The organism is Oleiagrimonas sp. MCCC 1A03011, from assembly GCF_003267965.1.
Taxonomy (GTDB): domain Bacteria; phylum Pseudomonadota; class Gammaproteobacteria; order Xanthomonadales; family Rhodanobacteraceae; genus Oleiagrimonas; species Oleiagrimonas citrea.
Genome location: NZ_MSPY01000002.1, coordinates 363,834 through 381,280, shown reverse-complemented (window position 1 = coordinate 381,280; position 17,447 = coordinate 363,834). Strand labels below are relative to the sequence as shown.

Sequence of the window (17,447 nt, the reverse complement as noted above, 5' to 3'; positions counted from 1 at the left end):
GCAGGCCGCGCAGCGCCGGTTTCCGCGCACTGCGTACGCGCTCGCCCGCCGTGTCGACGCAGGCCCGCTCCGTATCACCGTTCCGGGAGGATCTCGTGTCCATCGCCGCCAAATTTGAAATCGAATACCTGCAGTACCTCGATCCCGAGGGCAAGCTGGTCGTCAAGGAGAAGGACCTGCCGGCCTTCGCCAAGGACCTCGACCACATGGTCGAGCTGTACAAGCTGATGGTCTCCACACGGGTGTTCGACACCAAGTCCATCGCCCTGCAGCGCACCGGCAAGCTCGGCACCTACGCCAGCTGCCTGGGCCACGAAGCCGCGCACGTCGGCATCGGCAGCGCGATGAAGGACGAGGACGTATACGCGCCCAGCTATCGCGAATACGGCGCCCAGCTGTATCGCGGCGTGCAGCCACGCGAGGTCTACACCTACTGGGGCGGCGACGAACGCGGCAACGACTACCAGAAGGAACCGGCCCGCCACGATTTCGCCTGGTCGGTGCCCATCGCCACGCAGTGCCTGCACGCCGCTGGCAGTGCGCTGGCCTTCAAGATCCGCGACGAGAAGCGCGTGGCCGTGTGCACCGTCGGTGACGGCGGCTCGTCCAAGGCCGACTTCTACGGCGCCATCAACATCGCCGGCGCGCAGAAGCTGCCGCTGGTCGCCGTGATCGTCAACAACCAGTGGGCCATCTCCGTCCCGCGCAGCATCCAGACCGGTGCCGAAACGCTGGCGCAGAAGGCCATCGCGGCCGGCCTGCCGACCATCCAGGTCGACGGCAACGACATCATCGCCGTGCGCAAGGCGATGGAGGACGCGCTCGAGCGCGCCCGCAACGGCGAGGGTGCCAGCGTCATCGAAGCGGTCACCTACCGCCTCGGCGATCACACCACCGCCGACGATGCGCGCCGCTACCGCGAGAACGACGAAGTCGAAGAAGCGCGTGCAAAAGAACCGGTCAAGCGCCTGCGCGCCTACCTGGAGTCGAAGAAGGTCTGGGACCAGGCCAAGGAAGACGTCTGGCAGGCCGAGTGCGACGAGTGGATGGACAACGAGGTCAACGCCTACCTGGAAAACAAGGCCCAGCCGGTCACGGCGATGTTCGACTACACCTTCGCCGAATTGCCCGAAGACCTCGCGCGTCAGCGCGCCGAGGCCATCTCGCTGGAATCCAAGGAGCACTGACCGATGGCACAGATCACTCTCATCGAAGCGGTCACCCAGGCGCTGGCCTACGAAATGGCGCACGACGATTCGGTCGTCGTGCTGGGCGAGGACGTCGGCGTCAACGGCGGCGTGTTCCGCGCCACCCAGGGGCTGCAGGAAAAGTTCGGTCCGCTGCGCGTGCTCGACACGCCGCTGGACGAGACCACCATCGCCGGCACCACGGTCGGCCTGGCCGTGCAGGGCATGAAGCCGGTCGCCGAAGCGCAGTTCGAGGGCTTCATCTACCCGATGATGGAGCACATCAACTGCCACGCCGCACGCATGCGCAACCGTACCCGCGGTCGCCTGTCCGTGCCGGCCGTGTTCCGTGCCCCGTGGGGCGGCGGCATCCGTGCGCCCGAGCATCACTCGGAAGCCAACGAACACCTGTTCACCAACGTACCGGGCCTGCGCGTGGTCCTTCCGTCCTCGCCGGCGCGCGCCTACGGCCTGCTGCTGGCGGCGATCCGCGACCCCGACCCGGTCATCTTCCTCGAGCCCAAGCGCATCTACCGCCAGTACAAGGAAGAAGTACCGGACGACGGCGAGGCGCTGCCGCTGGACGTGTGCTTCGTGCTGCGCGACGGCACCGACGTGACCCTGGTGACCTGGGGCGCGCAGGTGAAGGAAACGCTGGAAGCCGCCGACGAGCTGGCCGAACAGGGCATCAGCGCCGAGGTCATCGACGTCGCCACACTGACGCCGCTGGACTTCGACACCATCGCCGAGTCGGTCAGCAAGACCGGCCGCTGCGTGATTGTGCATGAAGCCCCCAAGACCGCGGGCTTCGGCGCCGAGATCGCCGCACGCCTGGCCGAGGAGTGCCTGTACGACCTGCTCGCCCCGGTGCAGCGCGTGACCGGCTACGACACGCACATTCCGCTGTTCCGCCTGGAAATGAAGTACCTGCCCAGCGTGGAACGCATCGTCGCCGCGGCACAGAAGACGCTGGCCGTCAGCTGATCGTGACGCCCGCCGTCCACGCGGCGGCGGGCCCAATCCATTTTCATCCGGACCCAAGACCATGGCCGATATCAAGACTTTCAAACTGCCCGACCTCGGCGAAGGCCTGCCCGACGCCACCATCGTCGAATGGCACGTCAAGGAAGGCGACGACATCAAGCTCGATGCGCCGCTGGCCTCGATGGAAACCGCCAAGGCCGTCGTCGACGTGCCGTCTCCCTACACCGGCAAGGTGGTCAAGCTGTACGGCGCCGAGGGCGACGTGATCGAGACCGGCGCCGCCCTGTGCGACTTCGAACCGGACCCGAACGCCAAGCAGCGCGCCGAATCGCAGGACACCGGCCACAGCCACGGCCCGAAGAAGAAGGCCGCCGCGCCGGCACCCGAATCCGCCCCGGCTCCCGCGCCCGCCAGCAGCGATCGCGAGGATGAGGGCACCGTGGTCGGCGCCATGACCAGCGGCAACACCGTGCATGTCGAGCAGGTCAGCAGCGCCGGTGGCGTGAAGGCCGTGCCGGCCGTGCGCGCCATGGCCAAGAAGCTCAAGGTCGACCTGACCCGCGTGCGCGCCACCGGCGACGGCGGCGTCATCACGCTGAAGGACGTCAAGCAGGCCGCCGCCGACGGCAGCGCGCCGCTGGGCGCCGCCCCGGCCCGTGCCGCCGCACCGGCGCCGGCCGCGCCCGCGCCGATGGGCAACGGTCAGCGTACCGCCGTGTCGCAGTCCGGCAAGCCGATGCGCACCGCGCCGCCGACCGTGCAGGCCACCGGCCAGCCCGAGCAGCTCAAGGGCGTGCGCCGCAACATGGCCCGCGTCATGGCCGACGCGCACGCCAACGTGGTCCCGACCACGCTGGCCGACGACGCCGATCTGCACGCCTGGATCGGCAAGCAGGACATCACCGCGCGCCTGATCCGCGCCATCGTCGCCGCCTGCAAGGCGGTGCCGGCGCTGAACGCCTGGTTCGACGGTGACAACCTGACCCGCACGCTGCACCCGCACGTGGACATCGGCATTGCCGTGGACACCGACGACGGCCTGTTCGTGCCGGCGCTGCGCAATGCCGACATGCTCGACGCCAACGGCGTGCGCCAGGGCATCAACCGCCTGCGCAACCAGGTGATGGATCGTTCGATCCCGTCCTCGGAACTGTCGGGCTACACGATCAGCCTGTCCAACTTCGGCATGTTCGCCGGCCGCTACGCGACCCCGGTCGTGGTGCCGCCGTGCGTGGCCATCATCGGCGCCGGCAAGCTCAGCCACGACGTGGTGGCGGTGATGGGCGGCATCGAGGTGCATCGCCGCATGCCGATCAGCATCACCTTCGATCACCGCGCCGCCACCGGCGGCGAAGCCGCGCGCTTCCTCAAGGCGCTGCTGGACGATCTGGCGCTGCCGCAGTAACGGTCGATCGCACCACTGCACCATGCAAAGAGGGGCTTCGGCCCCTCTTTTTTTTGCTTTCGCCAACGCCCATCACGTTGCGCCACACCGCCTGCACATGACTTCCTCCACTTGAGGATATTTGCCCGCCACTCAATGCTGGAAAGGATGTGCGCCTGCGACAGGCCACGGGTCTATAGCGAGGATTGCGTGATGACGATACGGCTGAAAGGATGGATCGGGTGCCTATGCATGACGGCGGGCCTAGTATTGACGGCAAGTGCAACGGCGGCATCCCCACCGACCGCCAATGGCCCGATCAAGGCCTTGATCCGCTACCCCACGATGCACGGCAACAGCGTGGTCTTCGAAGCCGGCGGCAACCTCTGGCGCACCACGATGCAGGGCGGGACCGCCACGCAGCTCACCTCCGACAGCGGCTTCGACATGGCGCCGCACTTCTCGCCGGACGGCCAATGGGTGGCCTTCACCGGCTGGTACCAGGGCAACACCGACGTGTACGTGGTTCCGGCTGCGGGCGGCGCGGTGCGGCGGCTGACGTACCACTCGATCAACCGCAAGGTCGGCGAGGGCAAGCTCCGCACGAGCCTGGACAACATCGTGCTGGGCTGGACGCCAGACGGCAAGAACGTCGTCTTCCTGTCGCGCCGCACCAGCTTCAATCCGCAGGTGATGCACGCCTTCACCGTGCCGCTGGACGGCGGCCTGCCCAAGCAGTTGCCCCTGCCCTGGACCGGCCCGCTGTCGTTCAATGCCAGCGGCACCGAGGTGGCCTACAACAAGCTCTCCCGCGTATTCCGCCCGTTCCACCGCAAACACTATTTCGGCGGTCAGGCGCAGGACATCTGGACCTACGACTTCAAGACCGGAAAAAGCCGCCAGATCACCCACTGGAAAGGCGCCGACGTGTGGCCGATGTGGCACGGCGACACGATTTATTTCACCTCCGACCGTGGCGCCAAGGGCGTGCAGAACCTGTGGTCGTATTCGTTCAGCAAGAACCAGTTCACTCAGCTGACCCACTTCGACGCCTACGACATCGACTCGCCGACACTGGGCCACGACGGCATCGCCCTGTCCGACGGCGGTGACCTGTACGTCTATACCTTCAACGACGGCCAGCTCCACCGAATCGACGTGCGCGTGCCCATGAACGGCAAACACGCGCAACCGCACTGGGCCGATGCCAGCAAGACGCTCGCTGGCGCCACCATCGCACCCAGCGGCAAGCTCGCCGCATTCTCGGGACGCGGTGCGCTGTTCACCGTGCCGGCCAAACATGGCAGCACACAGACCCTGACCCATGACCCAGCCGCCGACGAGCGCGATCCCGCCTGGTCACCCGATGGCAAGCAGATCGCCTACATCCTGGCCAAAGGCCGCAGTGACGAAATTGCCCTGCGCAATGCCACCGGCGGTGCGCCGACCCTGCTGACGCACGACTCCAAGCTCAGCTACCAGGGACCGTTGACATGGAGTCCCGACGGCCACTGGATCACCTACATTGATGCCGACGAGCATCTGTGGCTGCAGAACGTGCAAAGCGGCAAGCGCTACAAGGTGGCCACTGACCGTAGCGGCCGCGGGGCCTTCGGCGATGTCACCTGGTCGCCCGGCAGCGACTGGATCGCCTTCTCGCGCATGCTCGCTGACCGCAAACGCGGCCTGTTCCTTTACCACGTGACCGACCACAGCCTGCACGGCATCAGCAGCGGTCAGTTCGACGACGACGCACCGGCCTTCTCGACGGACGGCAAGTACCTGTTCTTCGCCTCCGACCGCCTGGTCAATCTGGCCGGCGGCACGAGCGACTGGAGCAGCACGACCAATCTCGACAGCAGCGGCCTGTATGCCGCGACCCTGGACAAAGACACGGCTTCACCGCTGGCGCCACGTCAGCCCAAGGCCGCCGGCCAGCCCACCGACAAACCCAAGAAGAACGACAAGAAAAAGGCATCGACGCATACCGGGCCGCTGCACATCGACCTCGCAGGACTGATGTCGCGCGCCGTGCAGTTGCCGGTACCGGCAACCAATATCGACCGAGTACGTGCGGCCAAGAGCGTGGTCTATTACAGCACCCAGCCCAACTACGTCCTCGGCGGTCATCTCACTGGCGAGAAGCCGCAACTGCGCGCCTACGATCTGGACAAGCGCAAGGACCTGACCCTGGACGACGGCGGCCAGGACCTGACCCTGTCCGCGGATGACTCGACCCTGATGTACCAGTCCAAGGGACATTGGGTGCTGCGTCCCACCAGCTTCGACAAGAAAGCCAAGACGCAAAAACTGGACCTTTCGCACATGCGCCGTTGGGTCCAACCGCGAGCCGAATGGGCGACGATTTTCGGCGAATCCTGGCGCGACGTGCGCGATTATTTCCTCAATCCGCAACTGGTCAAGGCCCACTGGGACGCCATGGGACAGCGTTACGGAAAGCTGCTGCCCCGGGCCACCAGCCGCAATGACGTCAACTGGCTGATCGGCAACATGATCGCCACCTTCGGCGAGAGCCACATGTATGTCGGCGGCGGTGACCAGGGCTGGAAGAGCCCGGCCTCGGAGACCGCCGACCTGGGCGCCGATTTCGCCCTCGACACGGCCTCCGGTCGCTACAAGCTGGCGCGCATCTATCATGGCGACAACACCCTCCCCGGCTACCGGGCGCCGCTGGCGCAGCCGGGCCTGAAGGTGTCCACCGGCGACTACGTGCTGGCCATCAACGGCCAATCGCTGAAAGCGCCGATGAACCCCTACGCGCTGCTCAATGGCACGTACGGCACCACCGTCAGCTTGCGGCTGTCGCGCCACGCTTCGGGCCGTCAGGCCTGGACCATCCACGTCAAGCCGATCGCCAATGCCGAAAAACTGCACCTGTTGGCGTGGATTCGGCATAACCGCGAGATGGTCAGCAAGCTCTCCGACGGCAAGGTCGGCTATGTGTACCTGAACGACTTCGAAGCCACCGGCGCACACGAATTCATTCGCCAGTACGCCAGCCAGATGCACAAGCAGGGCATCGTCTTCGACGACCGCTGGAACCTGGGCGGCTCGGACGCGCTGGAAATGAGCGTGTTCTCGCGCATCGCGCGCAAGCTGACCAACATGTTCGCCACCCGCCTTGGCTGGACCTTCACCGGACCCACGGCGTCCTACGGCTACAAGGCGCTGATCTACAACCGCGGCTCGGCCTCAAACGGCGACATGTTCCCCTACATGTTCAAGCAGGCGCATCTGGGTCCGATCATCGGCGATCGCAGCTGGGCCGGCGTGCGCGGCTACGACGGTCCGTTCAGCCTGCTCGATGGCGGCCACTTGACGGTGTCGGACAACGCCATGTATTCGCTGCACTCCCAATGGGTGGTGGAGAACATCGGCGTGGAACCTGACGTCACCGTGCACGACAAGCCGGGCCAGCTCAACCGCGACCACGACGCCCAGTTGCAGACAGCGGTCGACATGCTGATGAAGAAGATCAAGGCCGCACCGCGCACGCTGCCGGCGCCGCCGCCGTGGACACCGGCCTTCCCGAAGCAGCCGGTCTATCCCCAGTGCACCGTCCACATGAACCACACCACCTGCGGCTGACAAGCCGCACCCGCGATGCCGGTAGCAGGAACAGGCGTCGGCATGCAGCCACGAAAAAGGGGCGCCGATGCGCCCCTTTTTTCTTGTCCGGAACGGGAATCGCCGGAGTCAAGCCGAGGGCCGTCCCCAGCGCATCCGGCGCAGCCACAGCCCGAGGAACAGCACCAGGGAGAATCCGCCGTAGGCATACAGCACCGGCGCCACCATTTGCCAGACACCGACCCGGCCGGGTCGTGCAGGATCGGCCGCCGCCATGAAACCGTAGCGAGTCAGTGCATAGGCGACCACGATAGCCGCGATCAGCACGCCGGCATCGAACAGGCGACGACCCACGGTGCGCGGCAGGGATTTCGGAAAACGCCAGTAGGCCCAGGCCAGGATGAGCAACCACGGCCCCAACAGGATCAGGCCGAGATACTCCATCAGTCCTTGCCCTCGGCCGCCAGCGCGGCCAGTTCGGCACGCAGGCGATCCATGCCGGCATCGCGCGCCGAGGCGTCGGCGAAAACCGGACTTTCGGCCACCGGCTCGCCGTTGAGCGTGACCACGAACGAGCCTTCGGCCGGCGCGATGGCGAGCTTCTCGCCCATGGCCATGATTTCCTGGATGCAGGCACCGGCGGCCTTCGGGTCGGCGAAGCCGCGCGAAAGCGCCAGCTCTTCGCCATCCGCGGCCAGGATGCGGAAACGGAAGCTGCCGTCCTTCTCGCGGAAACTGACCATGCGCAGCTGCTTGCCCTTCTTCTTGCGCTTTTCCTTCTTCGCGGGCGCCTGAACGGCACCGCGGCCGAGACCGACCGCTTCACGCAGGGTTTCCAGCAGCGGCTCGGACGTCTTACGCGCGCGCGTGGCGCCGGCCATGAGGATCTCCTCGACCTCGTTCGGATGCGCCATCAGATGCGCATAGCGATCACGCATGGGCGCCAGTTCGGCGTCGATGCGATCGAACAGGCGCTGCTTGGCATCGCCCCAACCCAGACCGCCCTCAAGATCGGCGCGGAACGCCGCGGTCTCGTCCGGCTCGGCAAAGGCGCGGAAGATGGTGAACAGCGCCGAGCCGTCGGCATCCTTGGGTTCGCCCGGCTCGCGCGAGTCGGTAACGATGCGCATGATGGCCGCGCGCGTAGCCTTGGCGCCGCCCTCGAACAGCGGAATGGTGTTGTCGTAGCTCTTGGACATCTTGCGGCCGTCCAGGCCCGGCAGCGTCGCCACGTGCTCCTCGATGGCCGCCTCGGGCAGGACGAAGAACTCCTTCCCGTACAGATGATTGAAGCGCTGCGCGATGTCGCGCGCCATCTCGATGTGCTGCACCTGATCGCGACCGACCGGTACCCGGTTGGCGTTGAACGCGAGAATATCGGCCGCCATCAGCACCGGGTACATGTACAGACCCGCGGTCACACCGGCGTCCGGGTCCTCGCCGGAGGCCGTGTTGGCGTCCACTGCCGCCTTGTAGGCGTGCGCGCGGTTGAGCAGGCCCTTGGCGGTGACGCAGGTCAGCAGCCAGGTCAGCTCGGGAATTTCGGGAATGTCGGACTGGCGATAGATCGTCGCCTTGTCCGGGTCCAGGCCACAGGCCAGCCACGTCGCGGCGATGGCCAGACGCGAGTGCTGCACGCGCGCCGGGTCGTCGCACTTGATCAGCGCGTGGTAGTCGGCCATGAAGTAGAAGGCGTCCACATCCTCGCGCTGACTGGCGGCCACGGCGGGGCGGATCGCGCCCACGTAGTTGCCAAGATGTGGAATGCCACTGGTGGTGATGCCGGTCAGAACTCGCATAATCATGCTGCGTCGCGCAAACAGCCGTTGAGTTTACGGCATACCATGGTCCATGCAATCGCCGCGCGGTTGCGATCCGAAGCAGTCCTTGTATCCACGTCGTTTCCACCACCGGGAGATTCACGATGGCAGGCAAGTTCGAACTGTTCACCGCCAAGAACGGCAAGACCCACTTCCACCTCAAGGCCGGCAACGGCGAGGTCATTCTGGCCAGCCAGGGCTACGCCTCGCGCAGCGGCGCGCGCAACGGCATCGAGTCGGTGCGCAAGAACGCCGGCGACGCCAAGCGTTTCGAGAAGAAGACGGCCAAGAACGGCAAGCACTACTTCGTGCTGAAGGCGCGCAACAGCCAGGTCATCGGCAACAGCGAGATGTACGAGACCGAGCGCGCGCGCGACAACGGCATTGCTTCGGTTTCCAAGAACGCGCCGGGCGCCAAGCTGGCCGACGGCTGATCGCACCGCACGACAGGGGCTTGGCGCGGCGCTCTGGACAGAGCGCCGCGCATGCGGCTGCGCAGATCAGCCGCGGATCAGCGTGGACTTGCCGAACAGGCTCTCGACCAGATCCACGGCCACTTCCGCCGTGCGGTTGTGGTCGTCGTAGGCCGGATTCAGCTCGACCACGTCGAGCGATCCCATGCGGCCGGTGTCGGCGATCATCTCCATGCACAGCTGCGCTTCACGGTAGTTCGGCCCGCCCTGCACCGTGGTGCCCACGCCCGGCGCAATCGACGGATCGAGGAAGTCGACGTCGAAGCTGACATGCAGGTGCGTGTTCTTGTCCAGACCGGTCAGCGCCTCTTCCATCGCGCGCTTCATGCCGAACTCGTCGATGTAGCGCATGTCGTACACCTCTAGCCCGGCCTCGTGGACGAACTTCTTCTCGCCCTCGTCGACCGAACGGATGCCGATCTGCCGCACCATCGACGGATCGATCGCCGGCTTGCTGCCGCCCAGCTCGGTCAGGCCCTTCGGGCCGTGCCCGCACAGGCACGCCACCGGCATGCCGTGGATGTTGCCCGACGGCGTCAGCTCGCTGGTGTTGAAGTCGGTGTGCGCGTCCAGCCAGAGAATGCGCAGCTTGCGCCCCTGCTCGCGGCAGTAGCGCGCCACGGCGGTGATCGAACCGGTCGCCAGGCAGTGATCGCCGCCCATCATGATCGGCAGGCGCCCCTTGCTCAGCTCGGCGTAGACCGCCTCCATGGTCAGCCGATTCCATTCGATGACGCCGTCCAGATGACGGTAGCCATCCTCCGGCGGCAGCCACGGATTGACCGGGCCGCTGAGATTGCCGCGATCGGCCACTTCCAGGCCGCGCGCGCGCAGCACCTTGTCAATGTCGGCCACGCGCAGGGCATCCGGCCCCATCAGCGCGCCGCGATGGCCGGCGCCGATGTCGGTGGGTACGCCAATCAGCGAAATGGGCGGAAATCGGTTCATGAAACCTCCATGGATCTGGGTTTGCGCGGCGCGTCGGCAACCGCGTCATAGCCGTTCATTATAAAGCACCCGTCTCCACGACCTCTCGACACAGCACGCGCGCGGCGCGCGGCGGCGAGGACTGACGTATCATCACCCCTGCCCGGGGAGTCGAGGAGCCATCATGAAACGCCTGCTGTCGTTCCTGTACACGGTCGGCACGATCGCGACCTTCGTCTACCTGATGTTCTTCGACAAACACGGCCTCTACCAAGGCTGGAACTGGTTCATCAAGATTCCACTGAACGTGTTCCTGGCCAGCATCTGGCCCCTGTACTGGATCGCGGCGTACTTCCTGCACTGGATTCCGTGGTTCCACTGAAGAGTGTCTAGACAGTTGAACACTGATGCGCGCACGTTAAGGCGCTCAAATTCATCAAAGGCGAGCTTAACTACTTGCGCCGACTGAGTATCACTCTTGGACATGTCCCAGCTACGGCCCGATGCATCTAGCTCAGGGAGCTGCAACCCAAGCAGCTGCGAGAGCTTTGCGCCGGACCGTCAAGCGTGCGACAAGACGCTCACCAAGCAACAGGTTTGTGTATAACGCCTCCCGTTGCATCACGGACCGGATCAGGCATTTGGCTACGCCGTAGGTGCTTAGCCTCGATTCGACGCTTGAACGAGGCAATGCGATGGAGCTCATAGCACATCTTGTCCGAGGCTGATGGGTTAACCACACCTACCGGCTTTCCTTGGCTACGTGCCAGGTTGACGGCCTCAGCCAAATCGCTGTCATTTGAGATGACAAGCGCCACATCAAAAAGATTCGACCAGGCATCGTTGACCAAATGAACGGCCAGGTTCACATCGGAACCCTTTTCTTCGGACTTGATTACCTCAACTGTTCTCGGACCCGAAGCCGGAGGATGCGCGAGGGGCATGCGTACTTTGTGCTGGTAGAACTGCCCTTCATACACTTGAAGGCAAGGAATGTGGGCTTTGATGGCACGCAAGTACGCGTCCTGCCGCACATGCTGATCGGGCTTGTATGCGTTGGACTTGACTCGAGCAGTGAAGTACTTGATCAAAACGACTTTGTTGACCGGTCTGACCATCTGCTGGGAGAGCGCTAAGAGATCTACCCAACGATAAGAAGTCCTTTTCAATGCCCGGTAGTACAGGTTGAACCCGTCGACATAGACCGCCGTGCGCATTTTTCGTCCCCTGAAAAAGCCAAGGCTCCCGAAGGAGCCTTGTACCCGACCACCAGAAGTGGGCGGGGGAGTTTTCGTTAACTATTCTTGAGGTTATTGACTGACTCGTCAATAACTATCCACAAATTTAAACACAGAAAAATTCTTATCCCTATGGATAAGTTTGTCGCCTACTCGGTGCCTCGCCGAGGTTCAGGCACGCCAAATTTCTCGTATGTCATTGATTTTATGGTGCCGGCACTCCGACTCGAACGGAGGACCTACCGCTTACAAGGCGGTTGCTCTACCAACTGAGCTATGCCGGCATGGCGCGGCATTCTAGCAGGCACAGACGCGCGTTGCGGACTCCCCGGCGCTCAGAAGCACGAGACCGGCTTGGCGCTGACGTCGGCGCGCGGCACGTAGACGCGCCAGTCGAACTTCGGGTCGGCGGGCAGCGCGATGTCGACCCAGTATTCGGGCAATGTCTCGGTGCGTTCCTTGAGCTCCGGCTTGAAGCCCAGATCGATCAGCTTCTGCTGCCGGCGACGAGCATTATCCGGATCGTGGAAAAGGCCCAGCGAAATGGTGTTCTGGCGATCCCCGGCCGTGACCACGTAGTAGTCGCTGACGCCCTTGGCGGACAGTTTGCGGGCCATCGCCAGCGCCTGGTCGCGCGACGACAGCGGCGGCAGATAAACCCACCACCCACTCGACTGCGTGGTCTGCTCCTGGCGGTACTGGATGTCGGCCACGTGCGCAGTCAGCGCACGCACGGCGTCACGCGTGTCGGACTGCGTGTCGAAGGGACCGATGCTGAGGCAACGACTGCCCGCCTGCACGGCATGTTTCCTGGCCTCGCTCGGGTGGGACACCACCTGCGGGACACCGGCGTGGCCGCGACCCTCGGAAAGCAGATGCAGTTCGGGCACGCCGGGATCGGCGGCTACCGGCATCGGCCGCTTGCCGCCATCGCCGAAGGCCAGCCACGCACCGACACCGACATTGAGCGCGATCAACAACAGAAACAGCAGTCGGACGAACATCGAACACCCTCGGTCGAGGCAGCCATTGTAGCGACCGCGCTCATGATGCGGATGACTGTGCAGCGTCCCATGCCGCCAAACCGTGAAGAACCAGATCCGGTTGTATCTGCGCCGGCATGTCCAGATGCGCGGCCAGCGCCCGCGCGTCGCCGCCGGAAAGCAGCAAGCCTGCGTGATCGCCCAGCAGCCCCACATTGCGCGCATGGAATCGCTCGATCAGCGCCAAGGCCGCCTGCCAGCAACCCGAGGCGATGGCCGACTCGGTTCCGTCCGCCCGCTCTTGGATCGGCGCGTCCTGAGGCGGAGGCAGCTGGGCCGCCGCCTCATGCAACGCGCGTTGCATCAAGCGCGGACCGGGAGCGATCAGCCCACCGAGATGATGCCCCTCGGCATCCAGCGCGTCCAGCGTCAGCGCTGTCCCGGCGCTGACCACCACGCACGGCGCGGCACCGGCGTGCAGCGCCGCCACCATCGCCAGAAAACGATCCACGCCGAGTCGCGATGGATCGCGGTAGCCGTTGCGCACGCCGCACGCCTTGGCCGGTGTACGCACCCAGCGCGGCGCGGGCAGACCCTGCGCGGCCAACGCCTCGACGATTCGCGTCTCGCGCGCCTCGCCCGCCACGGAAGCCGCCAGAATGCGACCGCCTTCGGAGCGGACCGCGTCGATCAGCGGCTGCAGCGCACCGGCATCGTCCAGTGCGGTCCACGGTATCGCCTGCGATGCAGACAGCGTCGCGTGGTCGCGCACGGCCCACTTCAAGCGCGTGTTGCCCAGATCCAGCAGCACCGTCATGACGCGCGCACCGTGACATCGGCGCTGTCGACCAGCACGGACTGCCCCTCGCGAAGCACGCGCAACGCACCACGCGCGTCGACGCCATCGCCGAACGCCTCGTACTGGCCGCGCGCATCGCTCAAGCGCAGATGGCGCTCGCGCAGCAGATCGCGCGCGGCGTACTCCTCCACGAATGCCTCGAAACCGTGCGTGTCGAACGTCTGCAGGGCACGCAGCAACTGCCCGATCACTTCGGCCACCACGCGATTGCGATCCGGAAGCTCCACATCGAGTTCGGCCAGATCCGCAACCGCCTGCCCGGCCTGCAAACGCAACGCCTCGGGCAAGCGCAGATTCAATCCGACACCGATGACCGCCGTACTCGGCCCTTGGTATTCCCCGCTGAGTTCGACCAGGATGCCGGCCAGCTTGGCGCCCCGACTGCGCACTAGCACATCATTGGGCCATTTCAGGCCGACATCGTCGTACCCCAGCGCGGTCAGGGCGCGCACTAGCGCCACACCGACCGCCAGCGACAAGCCGGACAACGCCGCGAATCCGCGCTCGAAGCGCTTCAGGCAGGACAGATACATGTTCAAGCCCGGGGGCGACAGCCAACTGCGTCCGCGTCGCCCTCGGCCAGCGTGCTGGGTCTCGGCCAGCATGATGCTTGCATCGGGCAGCGTCGAGGCCCGACGCTGGCACTCGCTGGATGTCGAATCCAGCGACCAATGCACTTCCAGCGCAGCCGGACTCGGCGTACAGCCTTCGGCAATGCGCTCGGCATCCAGCAACTGAACCGGCCAAGGTAAGCGGTACCCCGCACCACGCTGCGCTTCGATCGGCAGCCCCTGCTGACGCAACTGCTCGACCTGCTTCCACACGGCCGCACGGGTCAACCCCAGTTGCCGCGCCAGTTCCGCACCGGACAACGGCGCGCCGTCGGCCAACGCAGCCAGCAGCTCACGCGGCTGCATGCGTACGCCCCTGCATCGGCATCGAACGGTTCGGACTACAACGCGACATAAAGCTAAAGGGATGTTTTCCGGCGGAAGACACCGATTGCACCACGCCCGACTCGCAGACGGAAGAGACGCACGCCATTTTTGCCGGCCACTGGCATCTTGCAGGGCATTCTGCGAGTATTCGGGGTCTGATCCGGGTTCCGAGGTTGGCCCATGCGACCCACCCAAGCATTGCTGGTTCTGCTGTTCAGCGGCGCGTTTCTCGCGGCGCCGGGCGCCTACGCCAAGAATGATGGGCTGCTGGGTCACGGCACCACGCACGGTAGTGCGCACAGCAGCCGCAATGCCACGCATGACGACAGCGCCAACGGCGCCACGGGCGACCTGAGCGTCCCTTCCGGATCGACGAGCGCGTCCAGCCATGCGTCGAGCGACAGTGGCATCGGCTGCGAAGACAGCTCGTCCGCCACCGCATCTTCCAGCATCGGGCGCTGCGGCAGCAGCCGCAACGGTGGGTCGGACAGTTCCGGTGACGCGCATCCGAGCCTCGGCTGGCAATCGCTGCTGCCCGGCTCGATCCAGTAAACCCGTAGCCCCGCCTCCCGCTCAGGCCGCACTGAAACGGATGCGGAAGTGGGCCCCGCCCAATTCCTCCGAGCGTGTCACTTCCAGCGTCGCGTTGTGCGAATGGACGATGTCCTGCACGATGGAAAGACCGATGCCGTGCCCCTGCACGCGCTCGTCGCCGCGCACGCCGCGCTGCAGAATGCGCTCGACCTGATCGGCGTCGATGCCCGGACCGTCGTCCTCCACCGAAATCTCCAGCCCCGGGCGACGCTTGCCTCGTTCGGGCAACGGCTGGGCGCTCAGCAACACACGGTGATCGGCCCACTTGAAGGCGTTCTCCAGCAGGTTGCCGAGAATCTCGAGCAGATCGCCGGATTCGCCGTAGAAACGCGCCTCGACCTCGATCTCGAATTCGCACAGCACGTTGCGCGCGGCGTGGACCTTTTCCAGCCCCTGCACCAGATCCTCCGCATGCTGCGCCACCTCGACCGGGGCGACGAAGGTCTGCACGCCCGAGGATGCCGCGCGTGACAACTGATAGGCGACGATATCGTCCATGCGCTGGACCTGATCGGTGATGTCCTTACGCGCTTCGTCATGCACGTCGCCCAGCTCCAGACGCGAACGCACCACCGCCAGCGGCGTCTTCAGACTATGCGCCAGGTCGGCCAGGATATTGCGGTTGCGGGTCAGACTGCGACGCTCGTTCTCGATGAAATTGTTCAGGCTGTGGGTGAGGCCGGACAGCTCGATCGGATACTCGCCCTCCAGCCGGTCGCTGTCGCCGCGATCCACCCGCGCCAGATCGGACGACACCCGGCGCAACGGGAACAGACTCCAGCGCAGCAACAGCAACTGCAGCAGCAACAGCACCAGTCCCAGCGCCGCAAGCCAGGTGAACAGCGTTCTGCGGTAGACGCTCAGCTGACTGACAAACTGCGTCTGCGTCTGCGCCACGGTGAACGTGAGATCGACCGGCTTGCCGCGCGGACCGTCGTAGGCCACACCCTGACTGTAGATGTACATGCCGCCGACACTGCTCTGCACCGGACCGCGGAACGAACTCTGTCCCGGCTGCAGGTGCTCCTGCAGTCCCAGTCGCCGGCCTACCGCGGACGGCGACTCCCAGTGGTAGCCGTCGCCGCCGTCGATGACCGCGTACAGGCCCGAACCCGGCTGCAGGAAATCCGAATGCGGCGGCGGCGAATCGGGCGACAGTACGCGGCCGCCACGGCCGACGTCGGTCGAGGCGAGATAGGCGTACACGTATCCCTGAAGACGATCGCGCAGCGCGGCGCGCGCGCTCTCGAAATAGGCACGATCCAGCGACAGGCCGGCCAGCCCCAGAAAGGCGATCAGGGCCAGCCCCGTGGCCAGCGTCGAGCGCGTGATCAGCGAGAGCGGACGGCGGGAACTCATGTCGGAATGATGCCCGAAGCGACGCGCCCGCGCAGCAAGGCGCGGACACGTTCAGGACGCCTGGACAAGGGCGTCATTCGTCTTCGACGACCTCGTCGCGCGGAATCGCGAAACGGTAGCCGCGACCGCGCACGGTCTCGATCGGCTTGATCTCGCCGTCCGGGTCCAGCTTGCGGCGCAGACGGCCGATGAAGACCTCGAGCACATTGGAATCGCGGTCGAAATCCTGTTGGTAGATGTGCTCGGTCAGGTCGGCCTTCGAGACCAGCTCGCCGGCATGCATCATCAGGTATTCGAGCACCTTGTATTCGTAGCTGGTCAGATCGACCGGCTTGCCGTTGACCGTCACCGTCTGCGCGGTGGTATCCAGGTGCACCGGACCGCAGGCCAGCACCGGGCGCGACCAGCCGCTGGCACGACGAACCAGCGCATTGATGCGCGCCAGCAGCTCCTCGACGTGGAACGGCTTGATCATGTAGTCGTCGGCGCCGTGCTTGAGGCCCTCGACCTTGTCCTGCCAGCTCGAGCGCGCAGTGAGGATCAGGATCGGATAGCGTTGCCCGTCCTCGCGCAGCGACTTGACCAGCTCCATGCCCGACATCTTCGGCAGGCCGAGGTCGATGATGGCCAGATCGAACGGCACCTCGCGGCCCAGATACTGGCCCTCTTCGCCGTCCGACGCCGCATCGACGGCGAAACCGTCACGCTTCAGCCTGGCCGCCAGCGTCTCGCGCAGCGGCGCCTCATCCTCTACCAAAAGGATTCGCATGGATGTCTCTCCTTCAATTCGATTCCGTGACGCGCTGGTCGCTGCGTAGCGTCACCACGCGCACATGCCCCTTGGGCGTGAGTACCTTGATCCGATATTCGACGATCCGGCCGAAATTGCGCGAATCGGCCTTCAGCACCTTGCCGCCAGTCTGATTCTGCACGCGCGCCACGGCCTGTTCCAGCGTCAACGGCGCCTTCGACTGCGGCTTGGTTACGTGCGTGCGCGCAGGCGCGTGCTGCGCGGCCATGGCGGCGACGCCGATGGAACAGAGCAGTGCGATAGCCAGAATGCGTGCGCTGGCAGTCATCAAAACCCCCTGCGGGATGCGTACGAATGGATCA

General features: G+C 65.2%; 17 protein-coding genes and 1 tRNA gene. 7 read left to right on the top strand and 11 right to left on the bottom strand.

The annotated features are described in order from the left end of the window. Window positions 1-95 precede the first annotated feature (95 nt). The 4 genes from pdhA (at window position 96) to BTJ49_RS05340 (ending at window position 7,164) form a co-directional block, all read left to right on the top strand. Entirely contained in the window at window positions 96-1,187 is a 1,092-nt protein-coding gene (gene pdhA, locus BTJ49_RS05355) for a pyruvate dehydrogenase (acetyl-transferring) E1 component subunit alpha (protein ID WP_113064327.1), read from the top strand. Between the two features lie 3 nt (window positions 1,188-1,190). Then, window positions 1,191-2,171: an alpha-ketoacid dehydrogenase subunit beta gene (locus BTJ49_RS05350; protein WP_113064326.1), complete on the top strand. Its 981-nt coding sequence runs from the start codon at window positions 1,191-1,193 to the stop codon at window positions 2,169-2,171. 61 nt (window positions 2,172-2,232) lie between these two features. After that, entirely contained in the window at window positions 2,233-3,576 is a 1,344-nt protein-coding gene (locus BTJ49_RS05345) for a dihydrolipoamide acetyltransferase family protein (protein ID WP_113064325.1), read from the top strand. Between the two features lie 231 nt (window positions 3,577-3,807). Then, window positions 3,808-7,164, top strand: coding sequence for a S41 family peptidase (locus BTJ49_RS05340; protein ID WP_168184673.1), 3,357 nt, complete (start codon window positions 3,808-3,810; stop codon window positions 7,162-7,164). Window positions 7,165-7,272: 108 nt separating this feature from the next. Here the strand turns inward: BTJ49_RS05340 and BTJ49_RS05335 are convergent, their stop codons facing one another. Both BTJ49_RS05335 and BTJ49_RS05330 read right to left on the bottom strand, forming a co-directional pair. After that, complete coding sequence (locus BTJ49_RS05335) at window positions 7,273-7,587, bottom strand: hypothetical protein (RefSeq protein ID WP_113064323.1); 315 nt, start codon at window positions 7,585-7,587, stop codon at window positions 7,273-7,275. Further along, window positions 7,587-8,948 (bottom strand): tryptophan--tRNA ligase, encoded by a 1,362-nt coding sequence (locus tag BTJ49_RS05330; protein ID WP_113064322.1) that lies wholly within the window; start codon window positions 8,946-8,948, stop codon window positions 7,587-7,589. Before BTJ49_RS05330 ends, BTJ49_RS05335 begins: the two co-directional genes overlap by 1 nt. Before the next feature lie 119 nt (window positions 8,949-9,067). On the opposite strand from BTJ49_RS05330, the gene BTJ49_RS05325 reads away from it, so the two are divergent. Then, window positions 9,068-9,397, top strand: coding sequence for a YegP family protein (locus BTJ49_RS05325; RefSeq protein WP_113064321.1), 330 nt, complete (start codon window positions 9,068-9,070; stop codon window positions 9,395-9,397). Window positions 9,398-9,463: 66 nt separating this feature from the next. Here the strand turns inward: BTJ49_RS05325 and rocF are convergent, their stop codons facing one another. After that, window positions 9,464-10,384 carry an arginase gene (rocF, locus tag BTJ49_RS05320; protein WP_113064320.1) on the bottom strand — a complete coding sequence of 307 codons (921 nt, stop codon included), beginning with the start codon at window positions 10,382-10,384 and terminating at the stop codon, window positions 9,464-9,466. 163 nt (window positions 10,385-10,547) lie between these two features. Between rocF and BTJ49_RS05315 the strand changes: the two genes are divergently transcribed. Next, window positions 10,548-10,745, top strand: a complete 198-nt coding sequence (locus BTJ49_RS05315; RefSeq protein WP_113064319.1) for a hypothetical protein — start codon at window positions 10,548-10,550, stop codon at window positions 10,743-10,745. 199 nt (window positions 10,746-10,944) lie between these two features. Here the strand turns inward: BTJ49_RS05315 and BTJ49_RS05310 are convergent, their stop codons facing one another. The 5 genes from BTJ49_RS05310 to BTJ49_RS05290 form a co-directional block, all read right to left on the bottom strand. Continuing rightward, entirely contained in the window at window positions 10,945-11,580 is a 636-nt protein-coding gene (locus BTJ49_RS05310) for an NYN domain-containing protein (RefSeq protein WP_113064318.1), read from the bottom strand. Window positions 11,581-11,809: 229 nt separating this feature from the next. Then, window positions 11,810-11,885 (bottom strand) — tRNA-Thr (locus BTJ49_RS05305). A gap of 51 nt (window positions 11,886-11,936) precedes the next feature. Continuing rightward, window positions 11,937-12,605, bottom strand: coding sequence for an SPOR domain-containing protein (locus tag BTJ49_RS05300; RefSeq protein WP_113064317.1), 669 nt, complete (start codon window positions 12,603-12,605; stop codon window positions 11,937-11,939). Window positions 12,606-12,645: 40 nt separating this feature from the next. After that, window positions 12,646-13,401, bottom strand: a complete 756-nt coding sequence (locus BTJ49_RS05295) for a type III pantothenate kinase (RefSeq protein WP_113064316.1) — start codon at window positions 13,399-13,401, stop codon at window positions 12,646-12,648. Then, a complete protein-coding gene (locus BTJ49_RS05290) occupies window positions 13,398-14,360 on the bottom strand; it encodes a biotin--[acetyl-CoA-carboxylase] ligase (RefSeq protein WP_113064315.1) in 963 nt (320 codons plus the stop codon). Before BTJ49_RS05290 ends, BTJ49_RS05295 begins: the two co-directional genes overlap by 4 nt. A gap of 201 nt (window positions 14,361-14,561) precedes the next feature. Between BTJ49_RS05290 and BTJ49_RS05285 the strand changes: the two genes are divergently transcribed. After that, window positions 14,562-14,933 (top strand): hypothetical protein, encoded by a 372-nt coding sequence (locus BTJ49_RS05285; RefSeq protein WP_240151596.1) that lies wholly within the window; start codon window positions 14,562-14,564, stop codon window positions 14,931-14,933. A 21-nt stretch (window positions 14,934-14,954) separates the two neighbouring features. On the opposite strand, the gene BTJ49_RS05280 is transcribed toward BTJ49_RS05285, so the two are convergent. From BTJ49_RS05280 to BTJ49_RS05270, 3 genes are all read right to left on the bottom strand, one after another. Beyond that, complete coding sequence (locus tag BTJ49_RS05280) at window positions 14,955-16,334, bottom strand: sensor histidine kinase (RefSeq protein ID WP_113064314.1); 1,380 nt, start codon at window positions 16,332-16,334, stop codon at window positions 14,955-14,957. Window positions 16,335-16,407: 73 nt separating this feature from the next. Further along, window positions 16,408-17,103 (bottom strand): response regulator transcription factor, encoded by a 696-nt coding sequence (locus BTJ49_RS05275; RefSeq protein WP_113064313.1) that lies wholly within the window; start codon window positions 17,101-17,103, stop codon window positions 16,408-16,410. A 13-nt stretch (window positions 17,104-17,116) separates the two neighbouring features. Next, window positions 17,117-17,413: a PepSY domain-containing protein gene (locus BTJ49_RS05270; RefSeq protein WP_113064312.1), complete on the bottom strand. Its 297-nt coding sequence runs from the start codon at window positions 17,411-17,413 to the stop codon at window positions 17,117-17,119. Window positions 17,414-17,447: the final 34 nt, after the last annotated feature.

What these genes read in the sequence shown, in the direction of transcription:
- BTJ49_RS05350 (WP_113064326.1), top strand. Translation starts at nt 1,191, where the DNA reads ATGGCACAGATCACTCTCATCGAAGCGGTCACCCAGGCGCTGGCCTAC.
- BTJ49_RS05345 (WP_113064325.1), top strand. Translation starts at nt 2,233, where the DNA reads ATGGCCGATATCAAGACTTTCAAACTGCCCGACCTCGGCGAAGGCCTG.
- BTJ49_RS05340 (WP_168184673.1), top strand. Translation starts at nt 3,808, where the DNA reads ATGACGGCGGGCCTAGTATTGACGGCAAGTGCAACGGCGGCATCCCCA.
- BTJ49_RS05335 (WP_113064323.1), bottom strand. Translation starts at nt 7,587, where the DNA reads ATGGAGTATCTCGGCCTGATCCTGTTGGGGCCGTGGTTGCTCATCCTG.
- BTJ49_RS05330 (WP_113064322.1), bottom strand. Translation starts at nt 8,948, where the DNA reads ATGATTATGCGAGTTCTGACCGGCATCACCACCAGTGGCATTCCACAT.
- BTJ49_RS05325 (WP_113064321.1), top strand. Translation starts at nt 9,068, where the DNA reads ATGGCAGGCAAGTTCGAACTGTTCACCGCCAAGAACGGCAAGACCCAC.
- rocF (WP_113064320.1), bottom strand. Translation starts at nt 10,384, where the DNA reads ATGAACCGATTTCCGCCCATTTCGCTGATTGGCGTACCCACCGACATC.
- BTJ49_RS05315 (WP_113064319.1), top strand. Translation starts at nt 10,548, where the DNA reads ATGAAACGCCTGCTGTCGTTCCTGTACACGGTCGGCACGATCGCGACC.
- BTJ49_RS05310 (WP_113064318.1), bottom strand. Translation starts at nt 11,580, where the DNA reads ATGCGCACGGCGGTCTATGTCGACGGGTTCAACCTGTACTACCGGGCA.
- BTJ49_RS05300 (WP_113064317.1), bottom strand. Translation starts at nt 12,605, where the DNA reads ATGTTCGTCCGACTGCTGTTTCTGTTGTTGATCGCGCTCAATGTCGGT.
- BTJ49_RS05295 (WP_113064316.1), bottom strand. Translation starts at nt 13,401, where the DNA reads ATGACGGTGCTGCTGGATCTGGGCAACACGCGCTTGAAGTGGGCCGTG.
- BTJ49_RS05290 (WP_113064315.1), bottom strand. Translation starts at nt 14,360, where the DNA reads ATGCAGCCGCGTGAGCTGCTGGCTGCGTTGGCCGACGGCGCGCCGTTG.
- BTJ49_RS05285 (WP_240151596.1), top strand. Translation starts at nt 14,562, where the DNA reads ATGCGACCCACCCAAGCATTGCTGGTTCTGCTGTTCAGCGGCGCGTTT.
- BTJ49_RS05280 (WP_113064314.1), bottom strand. Translation starts at nt 16,334, where the DNA reads ATGAGTTCCCGCCGTCCGCTCTCGCTGATCACGCGCTCGACGCTGGCC.
- BTJ49_RS05275 (WP_113064313.1), bottom strand. Translation starts at nt 17,103, where the DNA reads ATGCGAATCCTTTTGGTAGAGGATGAGGCGCCGCTGCGCGAGACGCTG.
- BTJ49_RS05270 (WP_113064312.1), bottom strand. Translation starts at nt 17,413, where the DNA reads ATGACTGCCAGCGCACGCATTCTGGCTATCGCACTGCTCTGTTCCATC.